The following is a 13,076-nucleotide window of genomic DNA, read 5'->3' on the forward strand; positions in this document are numbered from 1 at the left end:
CTTCAACTACGTTATAGGTAAGACATGTATATAATATTTATTCTGCCCGGTCAACTTGTGATTGTCTATGATATAGCGCAATTGTTTATTATGGTTCCGTTAAATCGCGTGATAGAGGGTGAAGCTTATGAAATGGAAAAATTTAAGGGTTACAGTCTTAGTGGGTATCACATTAGTCTCACTTGGTTTTAATGGATATTCTTTTTATAACAAGCCACCAAAAGAGACTAACCCAACTACCAAGGAGCTAGTTCAAACTATGGGTGTGATTTCAATCCAATCTAACTCTGAGAGCGGAGTGCAGGGTGAGAGTGTGGAGGAACTGAAAAAAATTATTTATAAGTTACCGCAAGTGGAGAAAGAATTAGCTTTTATAAAGGGCGTTATCACAGAAGGGAATACGGTTTATCTGGATCTGGATGAGGTGGAATGGTTCGGTGGAGCGGCAGCAGAAATTGCAGCTAAAGAAGATGGTGTAATAGAACCCGAATCATTGCCTAATGGATTCTATATCCGAAATGCAAGCGAAGAAATTAAGCGGGTTAAGCTGGAGCCTGATGTAACTATAGCTGAACTAAACGGGGCGAGACATCAGCAAGGGGACTACACGAGTTTTATTAGCGAAGAGCTAATGGAAAGATTATTCCATCTGACATTTGTAGAAGGTAAGGTTGTTTTGCTAGAAGAGCAGTACAGACCTTAGTGAAGGAGAACAACTAGAAAGGGCCAGTGGAGAAAAGGAATCGGCAGGATGCTCTACAGCATGCAGAAAAGGTAATGAAGAGTAGAAGAGCTTACGGTTTGTTTATGCTTACATACACTTAAGATTATGATGAATTTTATTTTTATGGGAAAAATGGCTCTGTGCCCGTAGCTGTCATACCTGATGTATTTGGACCGGGTGCGGATGGGAATACTGTAAGAAGAAAAATTTTTCGTTGATCTAGTTAATAGGCGGAAGATATGTTTAAATGGGAAAGTATAGTATTTTTTAAATAATAGGATTGAAGAAAGAGAGGCTAATTCATGTCGATTGCGACTACAATGATTATCAGGCTCGAAATTCGGAAATCGGTTGCATCTTTTGGCGATGTTGCTTCAGGAATTGCCGCAGCTGGCGGAGATATTGTTGCTATTGACGTGATACGTGCAGGGAAGGATGTCACTACCCGAGATATAACAGTGAATGTGCAAGACGCAGCTAATGGAGATATTATCTCAATATTATCGAAGATGCCGGGAATTAAAATAATCAACGTGTCGGATCGGACCTTTCTGGCTCATCTTGGCGGAAAAATTGAAATCACACCTAAAATGCCGATTAAAAATCGGGAGGATTTATCCTTAGTGTATACGCCGGGGGTAGCCCGGGTATGTACGGCGATTGCCGAAGATCCCAGAAAAGCTTATTCTCTGACGATGAAAAGAAATACAGTTGCAGTCGTTTCGGACGGCACTGCTGTGCTTGGACTAGGGGATATCGGGCCGGAAGCCGCTATGCCTGTCATGGAAGGTAAGGCGATGCTGTTTAAGCAATTGGCGAACATTGATGCTTTTCCGCTGTGCTTAAATACCAAAGATCCGGATGAAATTATCAATATCGTAAAAGCAGTTTCTCCTGGCTTTGGAGGGATAAACTTAGAGGATATAAGTTCGCCACGCTGCTTTGAAATCGAACGCCGGCTTGCGGAAGAACTGGACATTCCGGTATTTCATGATGATCAGCATGGAACATCCGTGGTGGCTTTTGCAGGACTTTTGAATGCGCTTAAAGTTGTAAATAAATCTATTGAAAATGCACGGATTGTTGTTGTGGGTATTGGGGCGGCTGGGGTGTCCATAGGTAATCTGCTGCTGGCAGCGGGCGCGCGTTATATTTATGCGGTTGATCGTGAAGGCGTTCTCAGAAAAGATCTTCAGTATGATAATCCGGAATGGCAGAAGCTTGCTGCCGCAACCAATCCTGAGGGAATTGAGGGGGGAATAACGGAGGTTATACGAGGGGCAGATGTCTTTATTGGGGTGTCCCGTGGGGGAATTCTAACCGTGGATCATCTCAAAAGCATGGCCAGTGATAACATCGTTTTTGCGATGGCTAATCCTACACCGGAGATTGAACCGGATTTGGCAGAACCTTTTGTTCGCGTCCTAGCGACAGGCAGAAGTGATTATCCGAACCAGATCAACAATGTGTTATGTTTTCCGGGTATTTTCCGTGGCGCACTTGATTGCCGGGCTAGAACTGTGAATCTGGAAATGAAGCTGGCTGCGGCAAAAGCCATTGCATCGGTCGTTCATCCGGATGAACTCAATGAGCAATATATCATCCCAAGTATTTTTAACGAAAAAGTAGTTGAACAGGTGCGCCTGGCAGTAATCCAAGCAGCTATATCCACGGATGCAGCACGCCGGATTCCTAAAGACGTAGCAGCTATAACGGAATAAGATCTATACGATAAATGGACTGCTTTGCTTACTTAGAGAGCAGTCTATTTGTTTTTATACTTGGAGGAAAATTGCCCGAATTGCAACTTTAAATCCACTTAAAGGTGAGGGAGTGTATGAGAAGAATTCATATTATGGGAGCCTCAGGCGTAGGAACGAGTACTTTAGGTTACGAATTAGCTAAAGTGTTGCCACATGTACAGTTAGACAGTGACGACTATTTTTGGGAGCATAAATTCACTAAGCAGCGTGAGGTCAATGCGCGATTAGCGAAACTTACAAGCGATTTGACCCATAAGGAGCCTTGGATTTTAAGCGGTGCGGTATGTGGCTGGGGAGATGGCCTTCGACCATTATTCGATTTGGTTATTTTTCTAGGACTTCCACCGGAAATTCGTTTAGATAGATTAAGAGCCAGAGAGTACGAGAGATATGGTGATCATATTTTGCCTGGAGGAAGTAAATACGAAGCATATCAGACCTTTATGGAGTGGGCGGCATTATATGATGTTGCTGGAGTTGAAGTCAGGAGCAAAGTGCTGCATGAGGAATGGATGTCCGCACTGGAATGTCCTATTTTACGAATAGAGGAAGATTTATCGGTTGGAGAGCGCGTTGAGATCGTGCTGAGATATTTACAAATGGTATAGGAGGAACTTTTGGTCGGCGGAATATATTCAACAGGCTACAGAAGAAGTCAGCAATAATATTGAGGGAGTCAAAGGTGAGTTGAAGTCCGTACATTCTGGGATTGGTGCGTTTGAGCGAGAGGATTCTATCATCAAAGTGGTAGTAGAGTGGAATGGACAGAAAGACGAATTCGAGTTGAAGGAAGTTTGGAATTATGGGCATTACTCTTTATGAAGGTGTTGGCGCAGCAGCTGGTCCAAAGAGGTTATAATGGAAAGCGAATATCTCATCCACGGAATGGTGGACTGTATGTGTATGAGTAGGGCTGTTAATTTAAAAGAAAGCAGGATGAACAATCATGGTTGTTATTAAAGAAATAGAAATGGAATCTCTTCCTGAACTGGGGAATTTATATCAAGAGCTGATGAATAAACCGTCTGACCTTAATAGGCTTGAAGAAGTATTTAAAGGGGTCAAGGCGGATAACCGCTACATCCTGTTGGGTGCTTTTGTAGAAGGAGAGTTACTAGGGTCTTTGATGGGGATCGTGTGTCAGGATTTAGTGGGGGACTGCAAACCGTTTATGGTGATTGAGAATGTGGTGGTTTCAGCGCGGGCACGCCGTCAAGGCGTTGGCAAAAAACTTATGAACGCCATTGAACAAGCGGCCCGGGAAAGAGACTGCTATTATATCATTTTAGTCTCCGGTGAGCAGCGGAAGGAAGCGCATGTGTTCTATGAATCGTTAGGTTATAGAGATGAAAAGGTGGAGGGATACCGAAAACATTTAAGCTCCCATTAAAAAGCACACAACTTTCTAGGAGGTTTTTAACCTGCAAACATTTTTTCAATATAACTGGATGATCCGTGAACAATGGTATGAGTGGTGTGGAGATATTTCTGAGGAGGAGTTGCTCGCAACACGTATAGGTGGTGTAGGCAGTATTCTTAAGACGCTTTTTCACATTGTTGATGTGGAGTGGAGCTGGATTCAAGTATTGCAAGGAAAGCCGGATTTCCAAGAGGATTTTGAGCGGTACAAGACTTTGCAGCAAGTACGAGAATTGGATGCAAAATTCCACTCAGAGGTGGAACCTTTTGTAACGGCTTGGCATGAGGGGCTGGAGCAGAGGATTTTTGAGGATCATCTTCCGGATGGCAGGATCGTGACCGATGCCTGGGGTGAGGTAATGCGCCATGTGATTGCTCATGAGATTCATCATGTCGGGCAATTATCGGTCTGGGCTAGAGAGATCGGAAAACCGCCAGTTTCAGCTAATCTGATTGGCAAAGGGCTGATAAACAGCCTACCTGGCAAAGTGTAGACAAGCTATTCAGCGTATACTCAGATTCATATTTTACAATCTCCTTGAACTGCGAAAACATAAATCTGTACTTCAAGGAGGATTACACATGGTGAAGAAGAAAAATTTGCTGAGAAAGTTCATGGCAGCTACACTAAGTCTTGCTATCGTCTCAACGGCGTTTGGTGTTGCTGGAAACACGCCCGTAGTTAGTGCGGCGGATGCAGGTGTAACGAAAGCGTATGAATCCCTGTTCGCGGGTGACAGAATCATTGATGTTAAAGTAACGATTGATGATGCGGATTGGAAAAGTATATTAGCAAGTCCCCTCGAAAAAGAATACAAAAAAGTTAAGGTTGAAGTTGACGGGAATGTTGTTGAAAATGTTGGATTTTCTACTAAAGGGAATCTGACGTTAAAATCGGTAGCCAGTATGACAGACTCGGACAGATACAGCTTCCGGCTGAAATTTGATAAATATGATAAGAAGCAAACGTTACTTGGTCTTGATAAAATGGTACTGAACAACAATTACTCAGACCCTTCGTATATTCGTGAATATTTACATTACGAAGCGCTCCGTTCTGTTGGTGTGGATGCACCTTTGACTGTGTTCACCAACCTGTATATCAACGGAGAATTATATGGTTTTTATGTAGGCGTGGAAGCAATAGATGACAGCTACTTAGAACGTACCTATGGAGAAAATTATGACGATGGTGTTCTGTATGATACAGAAGAAAAAAGTTATCTGCAGTACAAAGAAGGCAGTGACTACGAAACGATAACTTATGATACAGGTAAAGAAGATGATAAAGCTTCGTTAAAGAACTTCATCAAGGTGCTGAATGAGATGCCTGCCGGTGAGAAGGGTTCTATTGAAAGTGTGCTAGATGTGGATTCGGCACTGAAGTATATTGCCGCTAATGCTGTATTGGGTAACTATGACAGCTATAACGGGGATAAAGGTCATAATTATATGTTGTACGGGGATGCATCCGGTAAATTTAGTGTACTTCCATGGGATATGAACATGTCCTTTAACGGGTATTCTGGTGGTGGAGGCGGCAGAACAGGGACAACAGCTGCTGCGGGCACAACTTCTACATCGGCAACAACCCTTGCAGCCAATACCAACGCAGTAACTGCATCAATTGATAATCCAACGCTTGGGATAAGTTTAGATCAGGTCCCAATGATTGCTAATCTGTTGGAAGTGCCTGAATATAAGACTAAATACCTGAAATATGTATCTGAGCTGGTTGATTATTTGGAAGGAATTCAGAGCAGAATTACTGAATTGGCTACCTTAATCAAACCTTACGTTCAAGCAGACCCAACCAAATTTTATACCATGGAACAATTTGAAAGTAATGTTACTTATTCAACAACAGGTGAAATGGGTGGTAGTGGAGGAATGACTCCGCCAGCTGGGATGGAAGGCATGACTCCTCCTGAAGGGATGGAGGGCATGACACCTCCGGATGGAACGACACCGCCAGCACGTCCTGATAATACAGGGACTGCCACTGATGGTAATCCTACACCTCCAACAGGTAACGCTGGAGGCGGGGGACAAGGTATGGGCACAATGGCTGCAGGTTCGATTATGACCTTTGCGCTGAACAGACTTGCTAATTTGCAAGGCCAGCTAGGACTTAACGTCACACCTCTACCCTCTGTAACTACAACACCATCAACAACGAATCCGAACACGACGGGCACTAAGGGAATATCCGTACTTTTAAACGGAACAGCGGTCAGCTTTGCAGATCAGCTTCCTGTGAATAAGGATGGCCGTGTGCTGGTGCCAGTGAATGCAATCTTTAATGCTCTGGGTGCTACAGTAACCATGGATCAAACGACTAAGAAAATTACCGCAATAAAAGACAATACAACGATCGTAATGGCCATTGGCAGCAAGACTGCTTATATCAATGGCAAAGCACTCACACTCGACGTTCCTCCGCAAATTATCGGAAATCGGACACTGGTTCCGGTAAGATTTATTTCCGAGGGATTGAATATGGATGTGAAGTGGGATGCAGGGACTTCTACAGTTACAGCTACGACTAAAACGGCAGCTTAATAATTAGCTTTATCGCGTATGCGGAAATCCGGGGCAAGCTCTGGATTTCCGCATTTTTTAATTCAAGCAGATCAACTCGTGCTGCTGCTAGAGAGCAGTGGCGGAAACCAGACATGACGAAGATCGACCCAACCCTGGCTATTGAAGCTAACCCCGCGGACAGAGGGGAGATAAGCTGTCTGAGTCGGCTTTTCATACAAAATATGTAGGTGGTGCTCTTTAATCAGACGGTTCTCGATGATACTGAAACTTTCCGCTCGGGCCACCGGATTAGGTTCGCGCGCGATGGTATACAGCCAGCCTTCTATATCCGCCCGGGTATGCGGTTCAATATGCTGGGAGAGCGTGAGGTATAGATCAAATAAACGAAGTTGTTCATCCTCGTCACGGAATAATGAGAAAACAATCAGGTCAGATTCCAGCCGAATCGGACCTTTAAATTCCTCTGGAGACACGGAAATGACATTGCATTTATAACCTTGTTGCTCTAGTCTAGTGGCAATAAAATCAGCATCGCCAGCATATTGTGGAATCGTAGAGATTTGCAACGTGATTTCTTGATCTATTATCGCTTCTTGCTCGATGGACGCTGAATCGTCTTTTAAACAGGAGACTATTTTTGCCCGAAGCAGGGGATCGCTTAGCGGTCCCTTTTTTTGCGTATTGCAGGTGACGAATTTCCGAATGGAAGACTCCGAATGAATTCGGCTCCAGGTCGAAGAACTGGCGGATGAGGGATTCTGAATCACGTGAAAAGCAGAACCCGTATCAGAGGATGACGTTTCGGTATCCCACGGGACATAAAGGATTTCAACCCGATCTAAATGAGCCCGTCCTTGAAAATAATAAGGAAAAACCTCCAGCACACAAGTGTCCTCGGTCATATCCACAACCTTAAAGGGGCCAGTCCCCACGGGTCTACGGCCAAAGCTCTGCTCATCCATTCCTTCTAAATCACGCGGTACAATTGCGGCTCTGCTCGTACACAAAAATGGCAGAAATAGTTCATTAGGCTGCTTAAGCGTAATTTGAACGGTAGATGGATTTAATGCGGTGACCCGCTGGATTTCTTTGAAAATATAGCTATAGAGTGTCCGTTTAGAGGTTTGCATCAACCGTCCCAGGGAATAGACTACATCCTTGGCTGTCAGCACTTTTCCATGATGGAATAACACCTCTTTGCGTAGAAAAAAAGTCCAGAGCGTCCGGCTCTCATCGACTTCCCAGGCGTGAGCCAGACAGGGAACAATTTTGTCCTGTTCACCGCTTCGTTTCACTAACCCGTCGAAAACATGGCTGGAAACAAATGACTCTGCCAGCAAATTCATATAGAGCGGATCGAAGGTATGGAGCTGCTGGGTAATAGGCAGCCGGAGAGTATCAATTTGTTTGTCACTACGAATTTCAGAATGATGCCCAAAATAGGTCAGCAGCCAACCCTGCAGTGTATCCTGCAGTGAGGTGGAGCTGGCATGGGTTTTGATGCCTTCTAAAGCGTTGTGGACATCTTTGCGGCTAATCGCCTGCATCATGGATTGAAGGGCAATTTCTTCGGAGGGAACAAGAAATTGCAGCAAAGAGCGGCTTCCCCGCCCACGCTTAGGCGTCCATTTGATCCATTCCTGCAACATCATTTTATTCACAATATGCATGGCATTGCGGTGTGTACAGCCGAAAATCAATGCCAACTCATCCATCGTCACTGAGATTTCTGTGGCTCCCCCAAAATGAGATTGCAGCTTTAAAAATTGGCTATGCAGCTTCATTGTTTTGGTTCCTTTCGGAAAATAGGAAATTATAAATAAATTCTTTCTCTTTTTTTTCTTATTTTATCACGTAAAATAAGGATGAGAAAGTAAGAAAATGGGGGTAATTACCATGACCGAGGAAATGGAAACGGGAACGGGACTTAGGCTTAATCGATCGCTTGCTGCTTTGCTTGCCGCGTTCTTACTGGCAATAGTTCATCAGTATTTATTTTATGGAAAGCTGGCGGGCCTATCGTATCCAATCTTTGTATGTCTGTTCTATGCGTTCATGCTTTATTATGCCAAGGCTAAAATCCGCAAGCTTAACAAATTCAGTTACTTCTGGTTTGGAGCGATTTTTCTACTTTCATTAACCTATTTATTCTTTCATAATTTTTTCTTCTTTGGGCTGAACCTGCTGGTGATCCCGGTGTTGATTTTATTACATATGACTTATTTGCTTAGTGATAAACGGCCGGCTTGGAGCCGGCTTGGATTAGTGGGGAACACGCTGGAGCATGTGCTTCCACAGAATTTCCGCCATTGGAGCACTGTGTTTACGATCATTAAAAGGTCTGGCGGCAGTAAAATGAAGGACGAGCGTAAGCAGGTCATGGGGAAAGTGCTGATAGGACTTGCGATCTCTTTTCCAATATTGCTGGTTGTGGTGACTCTGCTGTCCTCAGCGGACGGAGTGTTTCATCATGTACTGCTGGCGCTGCCGAATGTGCTGGATCGGATTTCATTTGGGGAAGGTTTTGTGCGGGTGCTGTGGATTATCCTGCTGGGCATGGGCTTGTTCGGCTTAGTGTGGGGGTATGTGGATTCGAAAATCTATGACTGGAATATGCAGCCTAAGGAATATGGTCCAGTGCTGGCGCCTGTAAGCTTTAAAATGGATCCGATAATTATGACGACGATTCTTATAGCCATTAACACGGTATATGTATTGTTTGTTTTCGTACAGTTTTCTTACTTGTTTGGAGCATGGGAAGGGATTTTACCAGAGGGCAGCTCATATGCTGATTACGCACGTAGTGGATTTTTTGAGCTGATTATGGTGGCTGCGATTAATTTCGTGATTTTACTGCTGGCTTTGGTATCGGAAGGAAAAAGAAGTGGGGGGCTGCAAAAATTCATTAATGTCCTGCTCTACATTCTGGTTGGTTGCTCGACAGTTATGCTATATTCCGCCTATACCCGTCTGACTCTCTATGAAGAGGTGTATGGCTATACCACGACTCGGTTTTTAGTGCATGCATTTATGATATTTATGGGCTTATTGTTGGTGGTTGCAGCCTTACGGATAGCTGTTCAGCGTGTGCCATTGGCGAAATGTTATATTGTGCTGGGCTTGATCTCCTACGTCGTCATGAACTATATCGGGATGGATGTTATTATCGCTAATAAAAATATGGATCGCTATGCAGCGAGTGGTAAATTGGACGCCAATTATTTGGTCCGTTTATCTCCGGAGGTCATCCCTTCTCTGATAAAGTTTAGTGAACAGGAAGATGGGATGCTGGATGATTTTTTAAAGAATGAATGGAGAGAACTCAATAAGCGTGAGCAGGCATGGCAGTCGTTTAATTTCCCGCAATATCTGGCGCAGCGTGAGCTGGCTGAATATTTTGCACAGTAAAGGTAAGAAGAAGGTGTGAGGTCAGTGAGGAAAAAGCCATTTAAAAGAGGCTGGTCATTTATCATTATTTTTATTACGGTAGGTTTAAGTTACGGGATCTATCATATCTATTTATACAATGCGCCCAAACAAAATCATTACTCGCGTGTTTCCAGCACCCATCTTGAACAGGAAAGTCTGGGCGGCATTCAGCTGCTTCAAAGCCTTGATTCAATCGCTACGGAACCTAAGCCAAATAATGATATAGAGCGGTATCAGTATTATGATCTGGGTCACGAGACAACAATAGCCACAGCACGTGGTGATGATAAGATCATTCTAATCAGCGTCTATTCCGATCATACGATGAGTACGGCAAGAGATATTCATATTGGAGCTTCAGCGGACGAAGTGATCAAGGCTTATGGCACTTCTTATTATAAAAGAGGGGAGCAAGGGGCTGAGATTATCGGATACGTGGATAAAATCAACCATCGGAGTATTGAATTTTGGCTGCAGGATCAGAAGGTGGATATGATTCGTTATTGTGTGGATTCTGTTGTAATGTAAAGTGTCATAGGAAAACCTCATTAAAAAGGACATATGTCCTTTTTTTGTGGGGTATTCTAAATTACACTAGAGCAAACAATAGAGGGGGCACTACATGCAGACGATAAATGACCGTGAGGCTGTCCGTGCCTTGGCAGTGAAGAACGGTCTGGACGGAATATTTAGCCCGCTGGTAACGCATAAAATGGAGTTGAGACGTTACGCGGATGAAGAAAAGCTGTGTCTGGTTGGCGATCAATTGGATGGAATGTTCATATTGGTTGAGGGCAAGCTCAAAATCCAGACCTTGCTGCCAAATGGCAAATCTATGCTGGTGCGGTTTACAAATCCGATATCTGTGATTGGGGATGTAGAGCTGCTTCACCGGTTCCCTGTTAAGAATCAAGTGGAGTCTGTGGGTGAGAGCTTGATTCTTTTTGCAGGGAGAAGACTACTCCTGAGAGAGCTTGAGGAAAACACAGCGTTGTTACGTTTTCTCGTCGGAGAACTTAGTCACAAATTGCATACACTCGGTCAAGCCTCCGCACTTAACCTGTTGTATCCTGTGGAGAATCGATTTGCCAGTTATTTAATGTCTTTGTTCGCGGATAAAAATGGTGACCGGCGGGTGGAGGAGATTCGGACCTCAAGTCTTATTGAGACAGCAGAATTGCTTGGCACAAGCTATCGGCATCTTAATCGAATTGTACGGCGTTTTATTGATGAAGGAATCATTACACGAAATCGTGGACGCTTAAGTGTACTGGATGAATCGAAGCTGGCAGAGCTGGCTAACGGAAATTTATACGAATAAAAAGATCTCAAGAGACCATTAGTTCCTGCCTCGGCCGGAAATAGGGGTCTTTTTGTTTTTTTAAGCAAACATTCAGTTCAAATTCAGAGAGGCTTAAGGGAGAGCTAGTAGGATAAAAGTACCAAATAGATCTACATACATATAGAGATGAGGAAAACCGATGGTGAAAAGTATCCGTGGGAAAATAGTCTTAGGATTTACTGCTGTGATTATAGTCTTTCTAGTGGCGATAGCCGGAAACACATTGTTTCAGGGGAAGGTTACCCAATTGACAGATCAGGTTAATCGTAACTGGGACAAGCTGTCACTTGTTCAAGGCTTAACGGATAAGATTCGTACCGCAGATGAGCTGGGTGCTCGTTATGTGATGAGTAACACAGATGATGAGCGGAATTCATATCTGGCGCAGTATGAAGAAATGCTCCCATTGATTGAAAATGCTATTACAGAGCTGGAGAATGCCCGATTAAGTGAAGCTGAGTTAAAGGGTGTAGCTGAGCTGAAGAGCAAATGGAATGATTATTTAATCGTTCTGAAGGAAGCTTTTGCCTTAGCTAAGGAAGGCAACTTCCCGGAAGCGCAGAAGAAATTCACGAACCTGTCATTAGACGCTATGATTGAATCTCAGATTGTGTTTCAGAACATGCTCATAGAGGAAATAGAGAATGGACAAAGCCTGGCAAATTCGCATCGTAACAACGCTTTGATTACTAGCTTTGGTGTGACCGGATTGTCGGTAGTGCTCGCGGTGATCCTTGCGCTGCTAATTTCTGGACGGATTATTAAACCGCTTCGTGATGTGAACACTCAGTTGAAGGAAATTGCAGATGGGGATGCCGATCTTACCCGCAAGTTAAGTGTTCGTTCTAAAGATGAGATTGGTGAACTGGCGTTTAACTTTAATAAAATGACAGATAATCTGGGCACGATGATTGAACAGGTGAAGTTATCAGCGAATAGTCTCGCGAGTTCCTCTACAAAGCTTAGGTCAGATAGTGGAGTGACGGCAGGCGCCACAGAACGAATATCGGATATTATGGGTGAAGTCGCTTCTGGAACAGCCAAACAGATGAATGATTTGCAGACTAATACAATTACAATCTCAGAAATATCACTAGGAATCGGCCAAATTGCTGCCAGTGTCCAGGACATTTCGGAAGCCTCCCATCGCTCTGCGGCATTTGCCATTACTGGAGATGAATCCCTTCAGGCCGCTGGGCAGCAAATGGAATCGATTAATCACTCCATACAATCTTTATCACAGCAGGTCCAAGGTTTTGTGAATCGATCTCAGGAGATTGGCAGTATTGTAGGAGTCATAAAAGGAATCGCTTCGCAGACGAATATGCTGGCCCTGAATGCGACGATTGAGGCAGCTCGTGCTGGTGAACAAGGTAGAGGTTTCGCTGTGGTTGCCGATCAGGTCCGTAAGCTGGCAGAGCAGTCCGCGGAATCCGCCAATCAAATTGCAGAAATGGCGACTGGGATCCAAAGTGAAGCAGATGATGCTATGAAGGTGATGATGAGCAGCATGCGTGAAGTAAAGGGAGGTACGGAGATTATCGAGGAAGCGGGACGTTCCTTCGGTGAGATTCGATTATCTATAGATTCACTTGCTGAACAGGTTCAGGAAGTATCTGGAGCCGTGGAGGAGATTACGGCAGCTGCGGATGAGATTGTAGAGTCAATTCGTAACGTTACGCAAATCTCGGAAACAACCGCTGCGAGTACTCAGCATGTGTCAGCAGCCTCACAAGAGCAAATGGCTTCGGTCGAACAAATTGCATCCTCTGCAAGTGAATTAAGTACAATGGCGCATGGACTGCAAGGGTTGGTAGCTAGATTTAATGTATAACATGAAGCGTCGGAGAGTTAA

Annotated in this window: 12 protein-coding genes; 11 read left to right on the plus strand and 1 reads right to left on the minus strand. The window is 44.1% G+C overall.

Going from position 1 to position 13,076, the window contains the following annotated elements; all coding sequences use genetic code 11:
• The first annotated feature begins 127 nt into the window (after nt 1-127).
• From MKY14_RS02330 to MKY14_RS02360, 7 genes are all read left to right on the plus strand, one after another.
• A complete protein-coding gene (locus MKY14_RS02330; RefSeq protein ID WP_340034344.1) occupies nt 128-703 on the plus strand; it encodes a hypothetical protein in 576 nt (191 codons plus the stop codon).
• A gap of 323 nt (nt 704-1,026) precedes the next feature.
• Nucleotides 1,027-2,445, plus strand: coding sequence for an NAD-dependent malic enzyme (locus tag MKY14_RS02335; RefSeq protein ID WP_340975684.1), 1,419 nt, complete (start codon nt 1,027-1,029; stop codon nt 2,443-2,445).
• Between the two features lie 116 nt (nt 2,446-2,561).
• Nucleotides 2,562-3,095: an AAA family ATPase gene (locus MKY14_RS02340; RefSeq protein ID WP_076219442.1), complete on the plus strand. Its 534-nt coding sequence runs from the start codon at nt 2,562-2,564 to the stop codon at nt 3,093-3,095.
• A 79-nt stretch (nt 3,096-3,174) separates the two neighbouring features.
• The gene (locus MKY14_RS02345) at nt 3,175-3,309 is read left to right on the plus strand and encodes a hypothetical protein (protein WP_303047238.1); all 135 of its coding nucleotides are present in this window, start codon (nt 3,175-3,177) and stop codon (nt 3,307-3,309) included.
• A gap of 124 nt (nt 3,310-3,433) precedes the next feature.
• Nucleotides 3,434-3,877 (plus strand): GNAT family N-acetyltransferase, encoded by a 444-nt coding sequence (locus tag MKY14_RS02350; protein ID WP_076219441.1) that lies wholly within the window; start codon nt 3,434-3,436, stop codon nt 3,875-3,877.
• 31 nt (nt 3,878-3,908) lie between these two features.
• On the plus strand, nt 3,909-4,400 hold the full coding sequence (locus MKY14_RS02355; protein ID WP_340977009.1) for a DinB family protein: 492 nt from the start codon (nt 3,909-3,911) through the stop codon (nt 4,398-4,400).
• Nucleotides 4,401-4,488: 88 nt separating this feature from the next.
• The gene (locus MKY14_RS02360) at nt 4,489-6,468 is read left to right on the plus strand and encodes a CotH kinase family protein (protein ID WP_076306246.1); all 1,980 of its coding nucleotides are present in this window, start codon (nt 4,489-4,491) and stop codon (nt 6,466-6,468) included.
• 71 nt (nt 6,469-6,539) lie between these two features.
• Here MKY14_RS02360 and MKY14_RS02365 read toward each other — a convergent pair whose 3' ends face one another.
• Nucleotides 6,540-8,234 carry an ABC transporter substrate-binding protein gene (locus MKY14_RS02365; protein ID WP_340975688.1) on the minus strand — a complete coding sequence of 565 codons (1,695 nt, stop codon included), beginning with the start codon at nt 8,232-8,234 and terminating at the stop codon, nt 6,540-6,542.
• Nucleotides 8,235-8,346: 112 nt separating this feature from the next.
• Between MKY14_RS02365 and MKY14_RS02370 the strand changes: the two genes are divergently transcribed.
• The 4 genes from MKY14_RS02370 to MKY14_RS02385 all read left to right on the plus strand — a co-directional run bounded on the left by MKY14_RS02370 (nt 8,347) and on the right by MKY14_RS02385 (nt 13,055).
• Complete coding sequence (locus MKY14_RS02370; protein ID WP_076280880.1) at nt 8,347-9,858, plus strand: DUF4153 domain-containing protein; 1,512 nt, start codon at nt 8,347-8,349, stop codon at nt 9,856-9,858.
• A 24-nt stretch (nt 9,859-9,882) separates the two neighbouring features.
• Nucleotides 9,883-10,407, plus strand: a complete 525-nt coding sequence (locus MKY14_RS02375; RefSeq protein WP_076280879.1) for a hypothetical protein — start codon at nt 9,883-9,885, stop codon at nt 10,405-10,407.
• A gap of 94 nt (nt 10,408-10,501) precedes the next feature.
• Entirely contained in the window at nt 10,502-11,200 is a 699-nt protein-coding gene (locus MKY14_RS02380) for a Crp/Fnr family transcriptional regulator (RefSeq protein WP_036683474.1), read from the plus strand.
• Nucleotides 11,201-11,360: 160 nt separating this feature from the next.
• Nucleotides 11,361-13,055 carry a methyl-accepting chemotaxis protein gene (locus MKY14_RS02385; protein ID WP_076303021.1) on the plus strand — a complete coding sequence of 565 codons (1,695 nt, stop codon included), beginning with the start codon at nt 11,361-11,363 and terminating at the stop codon, nt 13,053-13,055.
• Nucleotides 13,056-13,076: the final 21 nt, after the last annotated feature.

Source organism: Paenibacillus sp. FSL R5-0887 (genome assembly GCF_038002305.1).
Classification (GTDB): Bacteria; Bacillota; Bacilli; order Paenibacillales; family Paenibacillaceae; genus Paenibacillus_AQ; species Paenibacillus_AQ odorifer.

Bases quoted from the DNA above. Each gene is read 5' to 3' on its own strand.
- MKY14_RS02330 (WP_340034344.1), top strand. From the start codon at position 128: ATGAAATGGAAAAATTTAAGGGTTACAGTCTTAGTGGGTATCACATTA.
- MKY14_RS02335 (WP_340975684.1), top strand. From the start codon at position 1,027: ATGTCGATTGCGACTACAATGATTATCAGGCTCGAAATTCGGAAATCG.
- MKY14_RS02340 (WP_076219442.1), top strand. From the start codon at position 2,562: ATGAGAAGAATTCATATTATGGGAGCCTCAGGCGTAGGAACGAGTACT.
- MKY14_RS02350 (WP_076219441.1), top strand. From the start codon at position 3,434: ATGGTTGTTATTAAAGAAATAGAAATGGAATCTCTTCCTGAACTGGGG.
- MKY14_RS02360 (WP_076306246.1), top strand. From the start codon at position 4,489: ATGGTGAAGAAGAAAAATTTGCTGAGAAAGTTCATGGCAGCTACACTA.
- MKY14_RS02365 (WP_340975688.1), bottom strand. From the start codon at position 8,234: ATGAAGCTGCATAGCCAATTTTTAAAGCTGCAATCTCATTTTGGGGGA.
- MKY14_RS02370 (WP_076280880.1), top strand. From the start codon at position 8,347: ATGACCGAGGAAATGGAAACGGGAACGGGACTTAGGCTTAATCGATCG.
- MKY14_RS02380 (WP_036683474.1), top strand. From the start codon at position 10,502: ATGCAGACGATAAATGACCGTGAGGCTGTCCGTGCCTTGGCAGTGAAG.
- MKY14_RS02385 (WP_076303021.1), top strand. From the start codon at position 11,361: ATGGTGAAAAGTATCCGTGGGAAAATAGTCTTAGGATTTACTGCTGTG.